This is a genomic window from Bradyrhizobium sp. 215_C5_N1_1 (assembly GCF_052075935.1).
Classification (GTDB): Bacteria; Pseudomonadota; Alphaproteobacteria; order Rhizobiales; family Xanthobacteraceae; genus Bradyrhizobium; species Bradyrhizobium barranii.
This window is the reverse complement of the sequence record NZ_CP197228.1, coordinates 3,707,764-3,727,028: the sequence shown is the minus strand read 5'-3', so window position 1 is coordinate 3,727,028 and position 19,265 is coordinate 3,707,764. Positions and strand designations below refer to the sequence as shown.

17 protein-coding genes are annotated in these 19,265 nt (G+C 65.0%); 4 read left to right on the top strand and 13 right to left on the bottom strand.

The features are described 5' to 3' along the window. Positions 1-212: 212 nt before the first annotated feature. Positions 213-566, top strand: a complete 354-nt coding sequence (locus AB7G19_RS17830; protein WP_063986297.1) for a GrlR family regulatory protein — start codon at positions 213-215, stop codon at positions 564-566. Between the two features lie 8 nt (positions 567-574). Here the strand turns inward: AB7G19_RS17830 and AB7G19_RS17825 are convergent, their stop codons facing one another. From AB7G19_RS17825 to AB7G19_RS17785, 9 genes are all read right to left on the bottom strand, one after another. Continuing rightward, on the bottom strand, positions 575-3,262 hold the full coding sequence (locus AB7G19_RS17825; RefSeq protein ID WP_283016825.1) for a PAS domain S-box protein: 2,688 nt from the start codon (positions 3,260-3,262) through the stop codon (positions 575-577). Positions 3,263-3,386: 124 nt separating this feature from the next. Next, complete coding sequence (locus tag AB7G19_RS17820) at positions 3,387-4,301, bottom strand: DMT family transporter (protein ID WP_283016826.1); 915 nt, start codon at positions 4,299-4,301, stop codon at positions 3,387-3,389. Between the two features lie 79 nt (positions 4,302-4,380). Then, positions 4,381-5,196 (bottom strand): NUDIX hydrolase, encoded by an 816-nt coding sequence (locus AB7G19_RS17815; protein WP_283016827.1) that lies wholly within the window; start codon positions 5,194-5,196, stop codon positions 4,381-4,383. A 4-nt stretch (positions 5,197-5,200) separates the two neighbouring features. Beyond that, a complete protein-coding gene (locus AB7G19_RS17810) occupies positions 5,201-6,154 on the bottom strand; it encodes a dihydrodipicolinate synthase family protein (RefSeq protein WP_283016828.1) in 954 nt (317 codons plus the stop codon). Positions 6,155-6,225: 71 nt separating this feature from the next. Further along, entirely contained in the window at positions 6,226-7,104 is an 879-nt protein-coding gene (locus AB7G19_RS17805) for an SDR family oxidoreductase (RefSeq protein WP_283016829.1), read from the bottom strand. 163 nt (positions 7,105-7,267) lie between these two features. After that, on the bottom strand, positions 7,268-8,128 hold the full coding sequence (locus AB7G19_RS17800; protein WP_283016830.1) for a MaoC family dehydratase: 861 nt from the start codon (positions 8,126-8,128) through the stop codon (positions 7,268-7,270). A 209-nt stretch (positions 8,129-8,337) separates the two neighbouring features. Further along, positions 8,338-8,727, bottom strand: coding sequence for a Zn-ribbon domain-containing OB-fold protein (locus tag AB7G19_RS17795; protein ID WP_085405481.1), 390 nt, complete (start codon positions 8,725-8,727; stop codon positions 8,338-8,340). Further along, a complete protein-coding gene (locus tag AB7G19_RS17790; RefSeq protein ID WP_039147548.1) occupies positions 8,727-9,884 on the bottom strand; it encodes a thiolase domain-containing protein in 1,158 nt (385 codons plus the stop codon). Before AB7G19_RS17790 ends, AB7G19_RS17795 begins: the two co-directional genes overlap by 1 nt. A 480-nt stretch (positions 9,885-10,364) precedes the next feature. Next, positions 10,365-13,856 carry an indolepyruvate ferredoxin oxidoreductase family protein gene (locus AB7G19_RS17785; RefSeq protein ID WP_283016831.1) on the bottom strand — a complete coding sequence of 1,164 codons (3,492 nt, stop codon included), beginning with the start codon at positions 13,854-13,856 and terminating at the stop codon, positions 10,365-10,367. 273 nt (positions 13,857-14,129) lie between these two features. Between AB7G19_RS17785 and AB7G19_RS17780 the strand changes: the two genes are divergently transcribed. After that, entirely contained in the window at positions 14,130-15,341 is a 1,212-nt protein-coding gene (locus AB7G19_RS17780; RefSeq protein ID WP_283016832.1) for a c-type cytochrome, read from the top strand. Positions 15,342-15,469: 128 nt separating this feature from the next. Here the strand turns inward: AB7G19_RS17780 and AB7G19_RS17775 are convergent, their stop codons facing one another. Then, positions 15,470-16,114 carry a trimeric intracellular cation channel family protein gene (locus tag AB7G19_RS17775; protein ID WP_283016833.1) on the bottom strand — a complete coding sequence of 215 codons (645 nt, stop codon included), beginning with the start codon at positions 16,112-16,114 and terminating at the stop codon, positions 15,470-15,472. A gap of 166 nt (positions 16,115-16,280) precedes the next feature. On the opposite strand from AB7G19_RS17775, the gene AB7G19_RS17770 reads away from it, so the two are divergent. Then, positions 16,281-16,676, top strand: a complete 396-nt coding sequence (locus AB7G19_RS17770) for a hypothetical protein (RefSeq protein WP_063982629.1) — start codon at positions 16,281-16,283, stop codon at positions 16,674-16,676. A 162-nt stretch (positions 16,677-16,838) separates the two neighbouring features. Here AB7G19_RS17770 and AB7G19_RS17765 read toward each other — a convergent pair whose 3' ends face one another. The 3 genes from AB7G19_RS17765 to AB7G19_RS17755 form a co-directional block, all read right to left on the bottom strand. Next, complete coding sequence (locus tag AB7G19_RS17765; RefSeq protein WP_283016834.1) at positions 16,839-17,648, bottom strand: isocitrate lyase/PEP mutase family protein; 810 nt, start codon at positions 17,646-17,648, stop codon at positions 16,839-16,841. Positions 17,649-17,719: 71 nt separating this feature from the next. Beyond that, a complete protein-coding gene (locus AB7G19_RS17760) occupies positions 17,720-18,070 on the bottom strand; it encodes an antibiotic biosynthesis monooxygenase family protein (protein WP_028151163.1) in 351 nt (116 codons plus the stop codon). A 24-nt stretch (positions 18,071-18,094) separates the two neighbouring features. Then, positions 18,095-18,403 (bottom strand): NIPSNAP family protein, encoded by a 309-nt coding sequence (locus tag AB7G19_RS17755; protein WP_283016835.1) that lies wholly within the window; start codon positions 18,401-18,403, stop codon positions 18,095-18,097. Between the two features lie 149 nt (positions 18,404-18,552). On the opposite strand from AB7G19_RS17755, the gene AB7G19_RS17750 reads away from it, so the two are divergent. Next, positions 18,553-19,251, top strand: a complete 699-nt coding sequence (locus AB7G19_RS17750) for a winged helix-turn-helix domain-containing protein (protein ID WP_028154913.1) — start codon at positions 18,553-18,555, stop codon at positions 19,249-19,251. Positions 19,252-19,265: the final 14 nt, after the last annotated feature.

Genomic DNA, 19,265 nt, shown 5'->3' with positions numbered 1-19,265 from the left:
TTTCGCGGGCCAACTTGATTCGCAACGACTGGCCTCGCGTCATGATCAGACAGTCATGGTGGTGTCATAGACAAGCCGGGACAACTACGGCTGGCGGCGGCAAGATCGCACCGCAGCCCGGCAAACTGCCGCGTTGCGCGCGGGAACGCGCTTTGGCATAAAAGCTCTACCGGTTACGCCGTTGGGCGATGGCGGCCGGCCTGTGGGACGTGATGAAGAACGGCCTCTATTCGATTCACGTGAACCTGCTCGATGGTCGAGTCGGCAAGGGCAGCGGCGTGATTCTTTTTCGCGACGGCAAGATTCTTGGCGGCGATGCGTACCTCTATTACACCGGCAGCTACGTCGTGAAGGACGACCACACCTTCAAAGGCGAGGTGCTGGTGCAACGGCACACTTCGCCGCGGGGCGATGACAATCCGCTGTTCGGCGGCCCTGCCCCGGTCGGCATCGGCGTCAGCGGGACCTACACGGACACCCGCGCCGAGATGACGGGCACAGCGCTCGTCGGCAAGGCCAGCCTGATTTTCGGCGCCACGCTGCACAAGCTCGCGGAAGCTGATTAGGCGCGGGACTATTCCGCAGCCTGCTCGAGCGGCGCGGTGCGCGGCAGGATGATCTGGATGCGTGTCCCCTCGCCCGGCTCGGAATCAAGATCGAGCCGCCCGCCGAGGCGATTGGTGACGATGCTGTAGACGATGTGCAGTCCGAGGCCGGTGCCGCCCTGGTCGCGCCGCGTGGTGAAGAACGGATCGAAGGCGCGCCGGCGGACGTCGAGCGACATGCCGCAGCCATTGTCCGAGAAAATGATCTCGACATTGTCCTTGCCGGACTCGCGCACCTGGATGTCGATGATCCCCGGCCGGCCGTCCGGGAAGGCGTGCGCCACCGAATTGAGAAACAGATTGGTCAGCACCTGGCCATACGGGCCGGGATAGCTGTTCATGGTCAGGCTCGGCTGGCACTCGACGTTGAGCGTCAGATTGTGTTTGCGCAAGCCCGGCCGCAGGCTCATCACCACCTGCTCGGTGAGGTCGCCGAGATCGAAGCTGCGCTGGTCCGAGTAGTTGCGGTCGGCCGCGACCTGCTTGAACGACTGGATCAGCTCGGCCGCGCGGTTCAGGTTGGAGACGAGCTGCGAGGACGCATCGCGGCTGGTGTTGAGGAAGTCGTTGAGCGTGGAGCGACGGAGCTCGCCGCGCTCGACTTCGGAGGTGAACATCGCGGTCTTGCGCTCCAGCGCGGATGCGACCGTGAGGCTGATACCGACGGGATTGTTGACCTCGTGGGCGACGCCGGCGACGAGCCGTCCGAGCGCGGCGAGCTTCTCCGCCTCGATCAGCGAGGCCTGGGTCTCGCGCAGGTTTCGCAACGCGGTCTCGGCGGATTCCTTGGCTTTGCGCATCTCCTGCTCGCCGCGCTTGCGCTCGCCGATGTCGAGCGCCACGGTAACGATCCGCTCGATCTCGCCGTCGGCATCGAGCAGCGGCAACTTGTTGACCAGCCATTGCCGCATGTTGCCGGAGGAATCCTTGTATTCCTCTTCGTAGAAGCCGAGACCTTTTCGAAGCCTGAGCACCCGCTTGTCGTTCTCGTCGGTCTTGGCTGCGCCGTAGCGCGACATCAGATCCGCGGTGGTGCGGCCGAGCGCATCGGCGGGCTCGATGCCGAAGATGCCGGCCATGTAGCGGTTCATCAGCACGTAGCGCAGCTCGCGGTCCTTGACGTTGATGACCGCGGGCACGGTGTCGATGACCTGCTGGAGCAGGCGCCGTCCTTCGGCGATGGCGTCTTCCGCCCGCTTCTGGTCGGTGATGTCGCGCAGCGTGCCCTCGTAGCGGACGATGTTGCCCGCCTCGTCCCGCACGCCCGTGGCGCTGTCGGACAGCCACAGGATGTTGCCGCTGCGCTGGCGCACCTGGTACTCGAACTCGCGCACGATGCCGTCGCGCGCCATCAGCCGCTGATATTCGGCGCGCGCCTCGGGGTGGACGTAGATGGTGTGGGCGATGTCGTTGATGCTGTCGATGAGCTGCTGCGGGCTGTCATAGCCCATCATCCGCGCCAGCGCCGGATTGGCGTTGAGGAGATCGCCGGCCGGCGTCGTGACATAGATGCCGTCGACCGAGCCCTCGAACAGTTTACGGTAGCTCTCTTCGGCGAGGCGCTGCTCGGTGAGCGCCCGCACCGCCGCCTCGCGCGCCGTGTCGGCCTCCTCCAGTGCGCGGCGGAACACTTCGGCCGCGCGCGCGATGTCGCCGATCTCGTTGTCGAGGTCGGCCGACGGGATCGAGGTGTCCTTCTCGCCCGCTGCGAGCGCGCGGATGGATCTCGCGATCTTCGCAAGCGGCCGGACGGTCCGCCGCACCACGAAGCCGGCCGCGAGAATGCCGATCAAGACGCCGATGGTGCCGAACACGATGCTCTGCCACCGCGCCTCCGTCAGCGTGCGGGCGAAATCGCGCGACAGCACGTGGCCGCGCCGGGCGCTGACCTCGCGCAGGAGTTCCGTGACGCGGCCGATCAGGCGGCCCTCGGTGCCCAGCACCTCGCGGTCGATATCGGCGATCTGCCGCTCCCGGACCGCCACCGCGATGATGGCCTCGGCATAGTCGTTCACGGCCGTCTTCAGCCTGGCGTCCGCGATGTCCATCGCCCGCATCCCCTGTGCGGCCTGCTCGGCGGCGGACGGGTTGCGCGCGAGCAGCCCGAGTGCGATCCGGCTCTGCGATTCCGACAGGCGGGAGGCGAGCTCGCGGTCCGCCGCGGCTCCGACGGCCACGTCGAACCGGTCGCGCAGCGGCGGCAGCCCGGCGAGCAGCTGGGCGCGGCGGTCGATCAGGGTCGAGATCCGCTCGAGGCCATTGCGATAGGTCGCAAGGCGCTCGGTGACCCCGTCGATCATGTCCTGCTGCTCGGGCGCGAGCTCGATGCGGGTCTTCCTCAGGATGTCGTTCAGTGTCGAGGCCGCCTCGCCGACCTGCTTGAACTGGGTGCCGGCGCCGGGATCGGTGACGAAGTCGCGCGCGGCGAGCCGCAGCTCGTTCATGCGGCGGTCGATGTCCTCGGCGAGGTCGCCGACGCTCTGGAGCCGCTGCAACTCGGCGAAGGTCGTATCGATGTGCCGGATCGCGATCACGCTCGCGGTCGAGGTGACGATGATCACCGCCAGCACCAGGAGGAAGCTGCCGAAGGTGAGCTGGCCGATGGAGAGCGAGAATGTTCGCTTTTTCTCAGGGGTCGGCGTCAATTCGGCGGACATTGGGGCTTTTGAGGACCGGGCTATTGGAGGCCCAATATACGATGGTTTGCGGCCCCGGGGGAACATGCCTCGCGCTGCCGAATATCCTTAATATCGCGAGTCCGCCGCCCTTCTCCCCACCTGATTATGACGTTTTGACGCTGACCGGCCGCCGGGCCGGGATCGTCATGGCGGCGACGCCGAAGACGACGCAGGCAAGCCCGATCCAGACGGTCCGGCTCAGGGTTTCGCCGAGGAAGGCGACGCTGATGGCGACCCCGATGGGCACGCGCAGATAGGCCTGCGCGGTGGTGCCGACCGAGCCCAGCGTCTGGATCAGGCGGAAGTAGATCGCGAACGCCGCCGCGGTCGAGAAGGTCGCCAGCGCGAGCAGCGCCAGCACGGAACTCAGCGAGGGCGACAGCGTCCAGGGCTGTTCGACGATCAGCGAGGCCGGGATCAGCGCCGCCGCGCCCGCCAGCAGCGAGCCGGCGGCCGGTGCCATCGGATCGAGACCTTTAAAGCTGCGGCCGAAGATCGCGGCGCAAGCGTAGCAGATGGTGGCGGCGACGATGGCGGCCTCCGCGACGAGGCCGCTGCCGACGTCGTGGAAGGCGTCGACGCCGACGATCAGCAGGATGCCCGCCATGCCGGCGACCACGCCGAACAGTTTTCGCGGCGTCGTCACCTCGTGGCGCGTGACGACGGCCGTGAGCAGGAAGGTGAAGATCGGCCCGGCCGAGTTGAGGATGGTCGCGAGCGACGCGTCGACATGACGCTCGCCCCAGGCGATCAGCGTCCAGGGGATGACGCTGTTGAGCACGGCCTGGAACGCGAAGCGCTGCCAGGTCGCGGCATCCATGGGCATCCTGATGCCGCGTGCCCACATGACGACGAGCAGCAGCAGACCGGCGATCGTGGTGCGCGCCGCGATCAGCGTGAGCGGCAGAATGGTGGCGACGCCGAGCTTGATGAAGGTGTAGGAGCCGCCCCAGAGCGTTGCGAGCGCGACCAGCAGCGCCAGCTCGACGGCGATGTTGGTGTCCTGTCCCTGATCCATTTTGAACGTCCGTCCATTCGCGATGGACAGAACCTAGCGCGTCCGTGGCCGCCAATACTTCGTTTGGTATCGAAGTATCCTAGCCGACCGCCCCGACCTCGAACACCTCGCCGTCATAGCCGGCTTCGCGGGGAATGCGAAGTTGGCGGCCGGTTTCGGTCTTGGTCATGACCGGCATCACCGTGACGACCGACATGCCGCGGGCATGCTCCAGCGCGGCGCCCACGCTACCCTGCTTGGCGAGCCGGATCAGGTTGCGCGTGGTCGGGAACGGCAGCTTGAAGCGGCCGCTCTCGCCGCCCTCCACCGCCTCGCGCGGCGACACCCAGATCGAGTCGGTGGACTCCCGGCCGTCATGGGCGCCGAGCTGATCGGGCGGTGCGGCCGCGAGGAAGAACCAGGTGTCGAACCGCTTCGGCATGCCCTCTGGCGTGATCCAGTGCGCGTAGGGCACGAGCGTATCCAGCGCGAGCTGGAGGCCGTTGTCGGCGAGGATACTCAGGAAGCTGATCTTGTGCTCGTTGAGGGCGACGCGATGCTTGTCGGCGATCTCGCCGGCGCGCATGGCATCGATCGGCGTCCCCGAATCCTTCGCCCGCGCCAGCAGGATACCGCTCTCCTCAAAGGTCTCGCGGATCGCGGCGATCCGAAAACCGCGATCCGATTCACTTAAGGCTTCGCCGCCCGAATAGAGGTCAGCACGGGCGACGATCTCGTTGTCGCCGGCATCGACACTGCCGCCGGGAAACACCAGCGCGCCCGAGTTGAACTCGATCTGATGATGGCGGACCATCATGAACACTTCGATTTCGTCGCGGCTCTTGCCGTCGACCTTTGCGCCGTCACGGAGCAGAAGGATGGTCGAAGCCGGGCGTGATGCTGATGTCTCGGGCATTCAACTAACCTGCGGCGCTGGATTGCGGGCCAAGATTGGCGCGCTTGTCGACGCGGGCGACGCGCGACAGGAGGTAATCGACCTCCGCCTTCGCCGCCGGCGTGATGGTCGCGCCCGGCTTGCGCTGGGCGCTGGAAGCGATGATGCCGCGCTTCTGCAGCACGTGCTTGCGCACCGCCAGACCTGCGCCCGGCTGCTGCTCGTAGCGGATCAGCGGCAGATGCGCATCGAACAGATCATGCGCAGCGTCGCGCTTGCCCTCCTTCGAGAGGCGCACGACGTCGATCAGGAGCTCCGGGAAAGCATAGCCGGTCATGGCGCCGTCGGCGCCGCGCTCCATCTCGAAGTCCAAAAAGAGTCCGCCATTGCCGCAGAGGATCGAGAGCGAACGGAGCGAGCCGTCCTTCTGGAAGCTGCGCAGCGTCGAGATCTTTTCGAGGCCCGGCCAGTCCTCGTGCTTGAGCATCACGCAATTCGGATTGTCGGTGACGATCTTGCGGATCACGGCGGGGGTGAAGATCACCGAGAGCGTCAGCGGATAGTCCTGCAGCACCCAGGGCACATCGGGCCCGATCGCCTCCGCCGCCTGCTTATAGTAGCCGACGATCTGGTCGTCGGTACGGAGCGACGGCGGCGGCGCGATCATCACGCCAGCCGCGCCGGCATCCATCGAGGCCTTCGCCAGCGAGCGCATGGTGGCAAAGCCCGGCGCGGAGACGCCGACGATCACCTGCATCTTCTTGGCGCGCTTGACGAAGCGCACCGCCACCTGCTCGGCCTCCGCGGCATCGAGCTTCGGCGCCTCGCCGAGGATGCCCAGCACCGTGACGCCGTCGCAGCCGACCTCCTCGTAGAAATCGGTCAGGCGGTCGATCGAGCGCTCGTCGATCCGGCCGTCATCGTGGAACGGTGTCGGCGCGATTGCGAAGGTGCCCTTGGCGTCGGCGGTGAGTTTCATCGGGTCTCTTGTCCTATCGTCTGTCGTCATTCCGGGATCGCGACCTCGTCGCGCCCGGAATGACAGTGTGGCTAAAACCTCCGCGCCCCCATCTTGATCTGCTCCTCGGAGAAGAAGATCTCCTTGGCGTGATCGGCGATGTCCTGGGCGTTCCAGCCCGAGTGCGGCGGTTTCCAGCCTTCCATTTCCATCATCCGCATTTCGCGCACGCCGCGGGGCCCGGACACACCCAGCACCTTGCCGGTCTGGTCGCCGGACAAGTCGCTGACCATGTATAGCACGGCCGGCGCGATGCCGTCCGGCCCCAGCGCCGCACCGGGGTTCTCCTTATAGCGGGGCAGGTCTGCGGTCATGCGGGTCAGCGCGCCCGGCGCCAGCGTCCAGATCCGGATGTTGTACTTCCGGCCCTCGATCGCCAGCACGTTGGACAGGCCCCAGATGCCGCCCTTGGCCGCGCCGTAGTTGGTCTGACCGAAATTGCCGATCAGCCCTGATGTCGAGGAGGTGTTGACGATGACGCCGCCGCCGTTTTCCCGCATCCAGCGAAACACCGGCATGGTGCAACAAAAGGTGCCCTTCAGATGCACCTTGATCACCTTGTCCCAGTCGGACTCGGAGGCCTTGGAAAAGGTCTGGTCTCGCAGGATGCCGGCATTGTTGACGAGGATATCGGCGCGGCCGAAATGCTTGATGGCGTCGTCGAACACCGACTGGCCGCCCTCCATGGTGGAGATGTCGGCGCCGTTGGCGACCGCCTTGCCGCCCTCGGCCTTGATCGCATCCACCACGAGCTGCGCCATCGACTTGTCGGCCCCGGAGCCGTCACGGGGACCGCCGAGATCGTTGACGACGACGGACGCCCCTTCCCGCGCGAACAGTTTTGCGTAGGCCTCACCGAGCCCCCCGCCCGCGCCGGTGATCAGCGCAACCTTGCCGTCGAGTAGTCCCATGGTGGCCTCTCCCTGTTTTTGTTTTTCGTGTCCCGGACTCGATGCAGCGTGAAACGCTGCGTCGCAGAGCCGGGACCCAGCTCTTTGTTGGGTTCGCTCTGGGCCCCGGCTCTGCAGCGCACCGCTAAGGAGCGCTGCGCTGAGTCCGGGGCACGAGACCGCCCTAACCCAGCACCGTCTTGCCGTTCTTGATCACGGTGACGCCGCGCGACTTCACTTTGGCCTCGAACGAGATCGTGTTGCCGTCCTTCCAGAGGTCCATGGTCACGGTCTCGCCGGGATAAACCGGCGATGAGAACCGCGCGACGTGCTGACGGAAGGCCGACGCGTCGTAGTCGGCATAGGTCTGGAGCACGCCGCGGCAGGTGATGCCGTAGGTGCACATGCCGTGCAGGATCGGGCGCGGGAAGCCGGCCTTCTTGGCGAACTCGGGATCCGAGTGCAGCGGGTTGCGGTCGCCGCAGAGGCGATAGACCAGCGCCTGGTCGGGGCGCGTGACGATGTCGATGGTCTTATCGGGTGCGCGCGACGGAATCTTGTGCGGATCGGGCTGGGTCAGGTTCGGCCCGCCAAAGCCGCCGTCACCGCGGGCGAAGCGCGAGGCGACCAGCGTTGCCAGCTTCTCGCCCTTCTCGTTCTTGAGCACGGTCTGGTGCGCGATGACGACGCCCTTGTCCTTGCCTTTGTCGTAGACCTCGACAACGGAGGAATCGGCGGTGATGTTCGCAGCGACCGGCAGCGGCTGGTGGAAGGTGATGTCGCGCTCGCCGTCGACCACCATGACGCGGTTGAGGTTCATCTCGCCGGGCCCCGAACCCCAGGCCGCGACGGACGCAAAGGTCGGCACCACCTTGAGCGGCCGCGGCGTCAGCGTGCCCTCGTTGACGAAGGCGAGCTCCTTCTCATCCATCGGATCGGCGCCGAGGCCGATGCCATAGGCGTAGAGCATGACCTCGCGATCGCCATAGGCGTATTTCTGGCCGATGTTTTTCAGGCCTTTGAGTTCTTCGTATCTGGCGGACATTTTTCTGGTTTCCTCCCGGCATTCGTCTCAGCGAGCAACGGCGCTCGTTAATGTGCCCTCTCCCCTTGTGGGAGAGGGCCGCGAGAGCCGTGCGGCAAACTCGTTCGGGTGAGGGGTTAGCTCCGCATCGAAAGTCTTTCTGCGGAGCGATACCCCTCATCCGGCGCTTCGCGCCACCTTCTCCCACAAGGGGAGAAGGAAGAAAGCAACTACGCCGGCGTGAAGAACGGCAATGGCGCGCCATCCGTCGGCTTGAACACCACTTTCACCTTTTGGCCGATCTTCAGCTTCTCGAGATCGCAATCGACGATGTTGGTCTGAAGCGACGGCCCTTCCTTCAGCGTGACATAGGCGATGGCATAGGGGCCGGTCGGCGATTTGCGCATCAGGCTCCAGGTGTAGATCGTGGCCTCACCCGAACTCTCCTCCCACACCGTCTTGTCCGAATAGCAGAACGGGCAGATCGAGCGCGGGAAGTAATGCGCTTCGCCGCAGGCGGTGCAGCGCTTGATCATGAACTTGCCCTGCTTGGCCGCGTCCCAGAACGCCGCGGTCTCCGGATTGGTCACCGGTGCCGGATACTTTTTCGCTTCGCTCATCACACGCGCTCCAGAATGGCAGTCGAAGCGGCGTGGCGAACGCCCAGAAGGCCGCCGGTGCCGTGGGCGATGGCGAGATCGCAATTCTTGACCTGCACCTTCGGATGCGCCTCGCCGCGCAGCTGCCTGACGGCCTCGATGATCTTGGTCATGCCGCCGCGATTGACGGGATGGTTGCTGCACAGGCCGCCGCCGTCGGTGTTGAACGGCAGCTTGCCGACACCCGAGATCAGATTGCCGTCGGCGACGAACTTGCCGCCCTCGCCCTTCTTGCAGAAGCCGAGGTCTTCGAGCTGCATCAAGACGGTGATGGTGAAGCTGTCATAGATCGAGGCGTATTTGATGTCCTTCGGCGTGATGCCGGCTTCCTCGAACGCACGCGGGCCGGACCAGATTCCGGCGGAGTAAGTGAGGTCGAGATCCTTGCCGCCGCGCGGGCCCTTCATCGCCTCGCCGTGGCCGATCAGCTTGACCAACGGCTTCTTCAGGCTCTTGGCGATCTCGGGCGTCGTGACAATCAGCGCGCCGCCGCCGTCGGAGACGACGCAGCAATCCATGCGATGCAGCGGATCGGAGATCATCGGCGAGTTCAGGACGTCCTCGACGGTGACGACATCCTTGAGCATTGCATGCGGATTGTATTGCGCGTGATGCGAGGCCGCGACCTTGATCCAGGCGAGCTGCTCGCTGGTGGTGCCATAGTCGTGCATGTGGCGCATGGCACACATGCCATAGGCATTGTGCGTGGTCGCACCGTAAGCGGACTCGAAATCGGCTTCCGCGCCGGCTGCGCGCGGCGGCATCACACCGGTGCGCGGTTTGCCCGCGAGCGTGATCAGCGCGATCGAGCACTTGCCGGCCGCGATGGCTTCAGCGGCGTGGCCGAGATGGATGATGTAGGAACAGCCGCCGGTCTCGGTGGAATCGACGTGGCGGAGTTTTTTGGTGTTCAGGCCGAGATAATCGACCATCGGCCATGCGCCGCCGGGGGCGTCGCCCGCGCAGAAATAGCCGTCGACGTCGTCCTTGCTGATCCCGGCATCCTCGATCGCGCCCTTGGCGACCTCGGCATGGAGCTGGGCGGTGGATTTGTCCGGCGCATGCCGGGTCGGGTGTTCGTAGATCCCGGCAATGTAGGCCTTGCCCTTGATGGTCAAAACGTCAGGTCTCCGCGCTCGCGTTTCTTCTTGCTCCGTTTTTCTGAACCGCGGGGGCCAGCTTGGCAAGCGCGGAAATATTCCGTCGGGCGAGAGGGCAGCGCGTTGGCGCAAGTGGGGGCTAACCTCGTCTGCCTCCAAGTCGGAATTGCGAGCGCAGCGAAGCAATCCAGGAGTCTTTCCGCGGATGCACTTCTGGATTGCTTCGCTGCGCTCGCAATGACGAACGCGACGACCAAAATCCTAAAGGTGTTTTGCCCGACGGCGCAAGGGATTTTCTTTTTTTACGAAAACAACCCCATACACAGTAGGACGCTGGTTGATTTCAAAGAGGAAATCGTAGGGTGGGTTAGCCGAAGGCGTAACCCACCTCTTTGCTTTCCACGTGGACGGAGAAGTGGTGGGTTACGCCGAGCAGATGCGCTTCGCGCATCTGCAGGGCTGCCCCACCCTACGCATTGCGTTCGCGTCGAGACCGCCCTACTCCGCTGCGATCTGCCTCGGCGCGGGCGGCGGGCTCGCGAGGTCGGCCGCGAGCTGGGCGTAGCGGGCTTTCGCGTCCGCGACGGCCTTCTCCTTGACCAGGCCGTAGCCGCGGATGCGGTCGGGCAGCGATAGCAGCTCGACCGCGGTGTCGACCGTGACCGGCGACAGCAGGCCGATCACGGTGGCGACGTCCTTCTCGTAGCCCACGATCAGATCGCGCTCGAGCTTGCGGTCTGCGCTGCGGCCGAAAATGTCGAGCGGGGTGCCGCGCAGGAACTTGAATTTCGCGAGCACCCTGAATGCCTTCAGCATCCACGGGCCGAAGGCGCGCTTCTTCGGGCGTCCCAGCGCGTCGACACCACTGCTGAGGATCGGCGGGGCCAGATTGAAGTTGAACTTGAAGTCGCCCTCGAACTGGTCGCGGAGCTGCTGCTCGAAAGCGCCGTCGGTGTAGAGCCGCGCAACCTCGTATTCGTCCTTGTAGGCCAGCAGCTTGGCGTAGTTCACCGCGACCACGCGCGGCAGCGCATCGTCATAACCGCCCTGCTTGGCGGCATCGCGAACCTGATCGACCAGCTTGCGATAGCGTCTTGCGAGGCGGCCGCTCTGGTAGGCGGTCAGGTGCTTGGCGCGATGCGCGACGACCTCATCCAGCGTCATTGCATCGAGCGTCTTCGGCGCAACCACCTCGTCCGTCCCCTTCAACATGTCGGCGAGGCGCTGGGGATCGGCGACCGCGAGGCGGCCGAGGCGGAAGGCCTCCTTGTTCATCTTGATCGCGACGCCGTTGACCTCGATCGCCTGCTCGATCGATTCTGCCGACAGCGGGAACAGGCCTTTCTGATAGGCATATCCCATCATCATCATGTTGGTGGCGATGCTGTCGCCAAGCAGCTGCTCGGCCGGCTTGGTGAAATCGAAGAACACCGAGTCCTTGTGCAGCGCCGTCTCCAGCAAGCCATTCAGCTTGCGGGTCTGGAAGTTGAAATCGCGGTTGAGGACGAAGTCGGCGGTCGGAATGACGTGGCTGTTGATGATGCCGCGGGTCCGGCTGGTGTCGCAAAGCGAGATCGTGTCCTTGGCGACTGCGACCACCTCGTCGGCGGCGAGCACGAGATCTGCCGTACCAGTGACGATGCGCGAGCAGGTCACCTCGGCCGGATGATCGGACAGGCGGACGTGGCTGAGCACCGCCCCGCCCTTCTGCGCCAGGCCCGACATGTCGAGGATCATCGAGGCCTTGCCCTCGATATGAGCGGCCATGCCGAGCAGCGCACCGATCGTGAGGACACCGGTGCCGCCGACACCGCCGACGGCGATGTTATAGGGCTTGTCCACCGTCGGCCGAGACGCGGGCTCCGGCAGCTCGCCGATGTCACCGAGATCGGCCGGCGCACGATGGCGCGGCTTGCCGCCGTCGACGGTGACGAAGGACGGGCAGAAGCCCTTCACACAGGAATAGTCCTTGTTGCAGGACGACTGGTTGATGGCGCGCTTGCGGCCGAACTCGGTCTCCAGGGGCTCGACCGAGATGCAGTTCGACTGCACCGAGCAATCGCCGCAGCCTTCGCAGACCGCCGGGTTGATCATGACGCGGCGCGCCGGATCCTCCATCAGGCCGCGCTTGCGGCGGCGCCGCTTTTCGGCCGCGCAGGTCTGCACGAAGACGATCGCCGAGGTGCCCTTGTACTCGCGGCACATCTTCATGACGTTGTCGAGTTCGTCGCGGTGATACAGCTTCACGCCGGGCGCGATGGTGTCGGCAGGATAGGTGTCGGGCGCCTCCGAGACCAGGTAGATCTCGCGGATGCCTTCGGCGTGGAGCTGGAACGTGATCTGCTGCGGCGAGAGATCGCCGTCATGGCGCTGGCCACCCGTCATCGCGACGGCATCGTTGTAGAGGATCTTGTAGGTGATGTTGGTCTTGGAGGCGACCGCCTGCCGGATGGCGAGAAGGCCGGAGTGGAAGTAGGTGCCGTCGCCGAGATTGGCGAAGATGTGGTTCTCGTTGGTGAAGGGCGCGATGCCGACCCACGGCACGCCCTCGCCGCCCATATGCGTGAACGTCTCAGTCGAGCGATCCATCCACAGCGCCATGAAGTGACAGCCGATGCCGGCGAGCGCACGGCTGCCTTCGGGGACCTTGGTGGACGTGTTGTGGGGACAGCCGGAGCAGAAATACGGGACGCGAGAAACAGGCGCTGTCGCCTGCATCTGGCTCGCCTGGCGGCCGTTGAACCAGTCGGCCTTGGCGCGGAGCATCTCCGCGATTTCAGGGTTGAGATTGAGTCGGAGAAGCCGCTCGGTGAGCGAGGTCGCAAGCGAGGCGACGCTGAGTTCGGCGGCGAAGGTCAGGAAGCGCTTGTCGTGCTCGTCCATCTTGCCGACGATGCGGGGGCGGACATCGTCGCGCCAGTTGAACAGCTCCTGCTTGACCTGGTTCTCAACGATCTCGCGCCGTTCCTCGATGATGAAGATCTCTTCGAGCCCGACCGCGAACTGGCGTACGCCTTCCGGCTCCAGCGGCCAGGGCATGCCGATCTTGTAGAGGCGAAGCCCGATCTTGGCGGCGACCTCCTCGGTGATCCCGAGCTCGCGCAGCGCCTGGCGGACGTCCTCGTAGCTCTTGCCCGACGCCATGATGCCGAAGCGGGCGTTCGGCGAATCCATGGTGACGCGGTTGACCTTGTTGGCGCGCGCAAAGGCGATCGCGGCAAAGCCCTTGTAGTCCTGGAGGCGGCGGTCCTGCTCGAAGCGGTCGTCGGGCCAGCGCAGATTGAGGCCACCGGGCGGCAGCTCGAAATCGGGCGGGATGATGAACGGCTTCATCTCGTCGGTGAGGTCGATCTCGGCGGTGGTCTCCACCGTCTCCGTGATCACCTTCATGCCGACCCAGCAGCCCGAATAGCGCGACATCGCGATGCCGAGCAGGCCCATCTCGATCATCTCGTGGATGCTGGACGGATAGAGATAAGGCATCAGCGCCGACATGAAGGCGTGGTCTGACTGATGCGGAACGGTCGAGGATTTTGCACCGTGGTCGTCGCCGGCCAGACACAGCACGCCGCCGTTCTTGGCCGAGCCGGCGGCATTGCCGTGGCGGAACACGTCGCCGCAGCGATCGACGCCGGGGCCCTTGCCGTACCAGATGCCGACGACGCCATCATATTTGGCTCCGGGCGAGAGGTTGAGCTGCTGCGAGCCCCACACCGCGGTCGCCGCCAGATCCTCGTTCACGCCGGGCTGGAACTTGATGTTGTACTGCTCGAGATGTTTTCGCGCCGCAAAGAGCTGCTGGTCATAGCCGCCGAGCGGCGAGCCGCGGTAGCCTGAGATGAAGCCCGCAGTGTTGAGGCCGTTGGCGCGGTCGCGCCGGATCTGGGCCATCGGCAACCGGACCAGGGCCTGGATGCCCGTGGTGAAGACGTGTCCGGTTTCCTGGGTGTATTTCTGGTCGAGACTGATCGGACCCTGGTTGATACCCATTCTTGTCCTCTTCCGCCCCTTTTGAGCGTTTGGCCACTTAAGCCGTTGCCTGCCCGTTGTTTTTAGCTAGGGCGCGCCGACCAACTCCGCCACTCTATGTCGGATATTTAACGCTCCGCATCACAAATCTGGACCAAAGGAAGCGCCGGGTAATAATCGCAATTTCGTGGCTGCAAAGGCATCAAGCATTTTCAATTTGTGTCACCATACCCCCACCGACGCGAAACGACGTGAGGCTCCTATCCGGGCGATTGGTCGCAGGGGAAGCTTTCGATGCGAATGATTCTGGCTGTTGTCGCATTGTGCAGTGCAGTTGCGAGCGCGGCCCGCGCCGCCGAGCCATCGCCGGAGCTGATCGCCTATGGCAAGGCGCTGGTCGAGGCCGGCGACTGCGCGGGCTGCCACACCACCGATCCGGCAAAGCCATTCGCGGGCGGAAAGCGCATCGATACGCCCTTCGGCGCGATCTACGCGCCGAACCTGACGCCGGACCGCGACGCCGGGATCGGCGCCTGGACCGACGCCGATTTCACCCGCGCGGTGCGCACCGGCGTCGCGCCCGACGGCTCGAACTATTACCCGGCCTTCCCCTATCCCTATTTCACGAAGATGACGAAGGACGACACGCTGGCGATCCGGGCCTATCTCGGAACGCTGGCGCCCGTCGCAAGCCGCAACAAGCCGCCGGAGCTGCGCTGGCCGTTCGGCCATCGCGGCTTGATGCGGGTCTGGAACGCGATGTATTTCAAGCCCGCCCTGTTCGAGCCGGACCAGAGCCAGAGCGCGGCGTGGAACAGGGGCGGCTATCTCGTCACCGGGCTCGGCCATTGCGGCGCCTGCCACACGCCGAAGAACTATTTCGGCGCGGACAAAACTGCGCAGGCGCTGTCGGGCAACGAGGTCGGCGGCTGGTACGCACCAAGGCTCGATGGCGCCGCGCGCACCGGGCTGAAGTCGTGGAGCGTCGAGGACATCACGGAATATCTCCAGAGCGGCCGCAACGCCAAAAGCCATGCTGGCGGGCTGATGGCCGAGGTGGTCGTCGGCTCGACCTCGAAGATGAGCGATGCCGATGTGCGCGCCATCGCGGAATATCTGAAGAGCCTGCCGCAGTCGCGGCGCGAGACGATCGTGACGCCGCCCGACGAGGCCGAGATGAAGGCCGGTCAGGCCGTCTACGCAAAACTTTGCATCGCCTGCCATGAAGCCGACGGCTCCGGCGCGCCGCGCATCTATCCGCCGCTGCCCGGCAACGCGCTTCTGCAATCGGTCAATCCGTCCTCCAGCTTGCGCATCATCCTCGACGGCGCCCACACCGTGACGACGCCACGCGCGCCCAACAGCGGCGAGATGCCGGGCTATGCCAAGCAATTGTCCGACGAAGAGATCGCCGCAGTGACGAACTACATCCGCAATTCCTGGGGCAACGCCGCGCCGCTGGTGACCACGGCGCAGGTGGCGAAGGCGCGGAAGGGAAAGCCGTAGTTCTTGCTGCCTCCTCTCCGTCATTGCGAGCGCAGCGAAGCAATCCAGAGTCCCTCCGCGGAAAGATGCTGGATTGCTTCGCTGCGCTCGCAATGACGACGTAGATGGAACAGTGAACGAAAGAGCGCCTACCGCTCCTCGCCTTCCGTGAACACGAATTTCGGCATCTCCCATTTGTAGCGCACCGCGAGCAGGCGGAAGCTGACGCCGAGGACAAACGTCAAGATCGTCCAGAGCTCCGCATTGAGATTGAGGCCGAAGGCGGTGGCGTAGAACAGGCCGGTCGCCACCGAAACGGTCGCGTAGAGCTCGGAGCGGAACAGCAGCGGCACGTCGTTGCAGAGCACATCGCGCAGCACCCCGCCCGCGCAGCCGGTCACCATGCCGGAGACGATGACGATCGGCAGCGCGGCATTCGTCTGCCAGGCGATGTCGCAGCCGGCCATGGTGAAGACGACGAGACCGATGGCATCGAGCACGATGAAGGCCACCTTCAGCCGGTGCACGAGCCGCGCGATCAGGATGGTGAGGAAGGCCGCGCCGCCGGCCAGCGCGAGATAGATGGGATGAGCGACCCAGGCGAGCGGATAGTGCCCGAGGAAGAGATCGCGCAAGGTGCCGCCGCCGAGCGCGGTGATACAGCCGAGGAAGCAGACGCCGAGCCAGTCCATGCTCCGGCGGCCGGCGGCGAGCGCGGCGGTCATGCCTTGCGCTGCGACCGCGACCAGCGACAACAGATGCAGCACGCTATCGCTCGGCGGCAAGCTCCACATCGCCTTGTTCCCTTCCCCATCCATGGAACCGACGCGCACGGTTCCAAAATGAACAGGTTCCCGATTCCTCGCGCAAGGGCAACATGCGACGAAAGCACTAAGGAGGGCGGAACAGAATCTCGCATCTAGGGGTTGTCCAGCCGCAATAATCGAGGAGACAAAATCGATGGCTGACGACCGTTTTCCCAACGATCCGTATCGCCCGAATCTCGCCGATGATGAGTATGTCCGTGCGGCGCGACGGGATGCCGAGCTTCAGGTCGATCCCGAGCTTGGCGAAGGCCCCGCCTCCAGCGGCAAGGTAGCCTTGTTCGCAGTGGCGATCGCCTTGGTACTGGGTGCCGTGTTCTACGGACTGAACAACACGAGCACCGGCAACCAGGCCAGCAACACGCCGGCAACGCAGACCGCCCAGCAGGCTCCGCCTGCGAATCCGGCCGCGCCTCCCGGCATGCGCGATGTGACGCCGCGCAACAACACGGGACCCGGCGTGACCACGGGTGCTGCCCCGAGCAAGCCGGCGGCGCCTGATCCGGCCGCCCCGTCCGAGGGCGCGAAGTAACGACAACAGCTGTCGTCGCCCGGCTTGACCGGGCGACCCAGTATTCCACCAGCGGCGGAGATTGAATCGAGAGGCCGCGGCGTACTGGATGCCCCGCTTGCGCGGGGCATGACACCGAGAGGATGAAAAAGCGGCGGGACCTCACATCCCGCCGCTTTTCGTTTAGCTGAACATCTTGTTGAGTTCGCCGCCGGAATAGCCGGTGCCGAGCTCCGTAAAGGTCCCCTTCTCCGCCATCTCCTTCGCGGCGCGCATGAAGCCGCCCCAGGCAGCGCGGGCGAGCGAGCCGCCGACGCTGATGCGGCGCACGCCGAGGTCGGCGGCCTCCTGCAAGGACAGGCCGGACGCGCCGATCAGCAGGTTGAACGGCTTTGGTGCGACAGCCTTCACCACGGCGGCGATGTCCTCGCGCGTCTTCAGGCCCGGCGCGTAGAGGCAATCGGCGCCTGCGTCCGCATAGGCCGTGAGCCGGTCGATGACGAGCTTGAGGTCGGTCACGCCCCACAAATACGCCTCGCAGCGGCCGACCAGCAGCGTGCCGCTGTCGCCGATCGCCTTGCGCGAGGCCTTGATGCGCTCGACCGCCAGCGCGCGCTCGTAGAGCGGCTTGTCCTTGTCGCCGGTGGAATCCTCGATCGATAGGCCGGCGACGCCGGTGCGCACACCGCGCTCGACGTTGTCCGCCACCTTGTCCGGCTCGACGGCAAAGCCGCCCTCGAAATCCGCATTCACGGGGATGTCGACGGCCGAGCACAATGCTGCCAGATGCTGACAGACGTCATCGACCGTGACGTGGTTGTCGGCCTTGCCGATGGTCCAGGCAAAGCCCGCGCTCGATGAGGCCAGTGCCTTGAAACCGAGATGCTGCAACGCCTTGGCGCTGCCGACGTCGACCGGATTGGGCAGGATGAAGCAGCCGCTCTCGTGCATCGTCTTGAACGTCGTGCGCTTGTCAGCGGTTGTCACATGCATGTTTCTCTCCCTTGTTGGCCGCGCAGACATAAGCGCGCGCACTGGGCAGCGCCAGTGCGCGCCCGCAAATGCTAGTGCGCGTCGTGCACGGCGCGGCTGTCCTTCGGCGCCTGCTCGCGATCATTCATGCCGTAGTCGCGGATGACGCTGGCGATGCGCAGGTGATAATCAGCAAAGATCTTCGCCCTGCCCTTCGCCTGCGTGCGCCGGTGCTCCATCGTATTGCGCCAGGCCTGGACTGCTGCCTCGTCCCGCCAGAACGACACCGACAGGATCTTGCCCTTCTCGGTCAGGCTTTCAAAGCGCTCGACCGAGATGAAGCCATCGATGGTTTGCAGGATCGGCTTCAGGTCGGCCGCGAGGTCGAAGTAGTCCTGGCGATGTTCCGGCTTGGGCCAGACTTCGAAAATCACGGCAATCATGGGCGTCTCCTTTGCGTTGGCGGTCTACAATACCACCTTGCGCAGGAAGGTGCGCTCTTCCGCGAGGATGAATTTGTTCTCCTCGGCGAAATGGAAGTTGGCCATGCCGTCTGCGTCCTGCCGCAGCCGGGCGCGATAGGCCTCATAGGCGGCCAGACTCTCGAAGGTAATCAGCGCAAACGCGATGTTGTTGGTGCCCTCATGCGGCATGAAATAGCCGATCAGGTCGCCGCCGCATTTCGGGATGATGGTGAGCCAGTGCTTTGAGTACTCCTCGAACTGCGCGCGCTTAAAGGGATCGAGCTGGTAGCGGATGAAGACGGTGACGGACATGGTGGGCTCCCTGATTTTTCATTGCGGCAAGCGCAAGCAACACCGTCGCCGCTGAAGCAACTGGATTGCTTCGCTTCGCTGGCAATGACGTGTTCGCAAAGACAGACTACGTCCTTGCTCCACTTCAATGCTTCGGCTACCATCGAAGCATGAAATCAGGTCCTGACATCGCCATGATTGCCTCGCTGGTCGGCGACCCCGCCCGCGCCAACATGCTCACCGCGCTGATGAACGGCCGCGCGCTCACTGCGAGCGAGCTCGCGCAGGAGGCAGGCATCACGCCGCAGACCGCGAGCTCGCATCTGGCCAAGCTCGAGGCCGGCGGGCTGATCGAGCCGGAGAAGCAGGGCCGCCACCGCTACTACCGCCTCACCGACGACGACGTCGCCGGCGTGCTCGAAGGCCTTGCGGGACTTGCCGCGCGGACCGGCCACATGCGCGTGCGCACGGGGCCGAAGGATCCGGCGCTGCGGCGCGCTCGGATCTGCTACGACCACCTCGCCGGCGATCTCGGCGTGCAGATGCTCGACAGTCTACGCACGCGAAACCTGGTCAGGCAGAAGAAGCAGGACATCGAGCTGACGGCCGAGGGCGAGCGCTTCCTCGCAAAGCATTTGCAGATCTCGCCCGACATGCTCACCCATCCGCGCCGTCCGGTGTGCAAGGCCTGCCTGGACTGGAGCGAGCGGCGCCATCATCTCGCCGGCACGCTGGGCGCCGCCATGATGCAGCGGTTCGCCGAGCTGAAATGGGCCGCGCGCGACGCCACGCCCGGCAGCCGCGTGGTGAACTTCACCCGCACCGGCGAGAAGCAGTTTGCGACGCTGTTCGGGACCGGGAAGGATTGATCACGCCAGGTGCG

Coding starts and splice junctions, on each gene's coding strand:
- AB7G19_RS17830 (WP_063986297.1), top strand. CDS start 213: ATGAAGAACGGCCTCTATTCGATTCACGTGAACCTGCTCGATGGTCGA.
- AB7G19_RS17825 (WP_283016825.1), bottom strand. CDS start 3,262: ATGTCCGCCGAATTGACGCCGACCCCTGAGAAAAAGCGAACATTCTCG.
- AB7G19_RS17820 (WP_283016826.1), bottom strand. CDS start 4,301: ATGGATCAGGGACAGGACACCAACATCGCCGTCGAGCTGGCGCTGCTG.
- AB7G19_RS17815 (WP_283016827.1), bottom strand. CDS start 5,196: ATGCCCGAGACATCAGCATCACGCCCGGCTTCGACCATCCTTCTGCTC.
- AB7G19_RS17810 (WP_283016828.1), bottom strand. CDS start 6,154: ATGAAACTCACCGCCGACGCCAAGGGCACCTTCGCAATCGCGCCGACA.
- AB7G19_RS17805 (WP_283016829.1), bottom strand. CDS start 7,104: ATGGGACTACTCGACGGCAAGGTTGCGCTGATCACCGGCGCGGGCGGG.
- AB7G19_RS17800 (WP_283016830.1), bottom strand. CDS start 8,128: ATGTCCGCCAGATACGAAGAACTCAAAGGCCTGAAAAACATCGGCCAG.
- AB7G19_RS17795 (WP_085405481.1), bottom strand. CDS start 8,727: ATGAGCGAAGCGAAAAAGTATCCGGCACCGGTGACCAATCCGGAGACC.
- AB7G19_RS17785 (WP_283016831.1), bottom strand. CDS start 13,856: ATGGGTATCAACCAGGGTCCGATCAGTCTCGACCAGAAATACACCCAG.
- AB7G19_RS17780 (WP_283016832.1), top strand. CDS start 14,130: ATGCGAATGATTCTGGCTGTTGTCGCATTGTGCAGTGCAGTTGCGAGC.
- AB7G19_RS17775 (WP_283016833.1), bottom strand. CDS start 16,114: ATGTGGAGCTTGCCGCCGAGCGATAGCGTGCTGCATCTGTTGTCGCTG.
- AB7G19_RS17770 (WP_063982629.1), top strand. CDS start 16,281: ATGGCTGACGACCGTTTTCCCAACGATCCGTATCGCCCGAATCTCGCC.
- AB7G19_RS17765 (WP_283016834.1), bottom strand. CDS start 17,648: ATGCATGTGACAACCGCTGACAAGCGCACGACGTTCAAGACGATGCAC.
- AB7G19_RS17760 (WP_028151163.1), bottom strand. CDS start 18,070: ATGATTGCCGTGATTTTCGAAGTCTGGCCCAAGCCGGAACATCGCCAG.
- AB7G19_RS17755 (WP_283016835.1), bottom strand. CDS start 18,403: ATGTCCGTCACCGTCTTCATCCGCTACCAGCTCGATCCCTTTAAGCGC.
- AB7G19_RS17750 (WP_028154913.1), top strand. CDS start 18,553: ATGAAATCAGGTCCTGACATCGCCATGATTGCCTCGCTGGTCGGCGAC.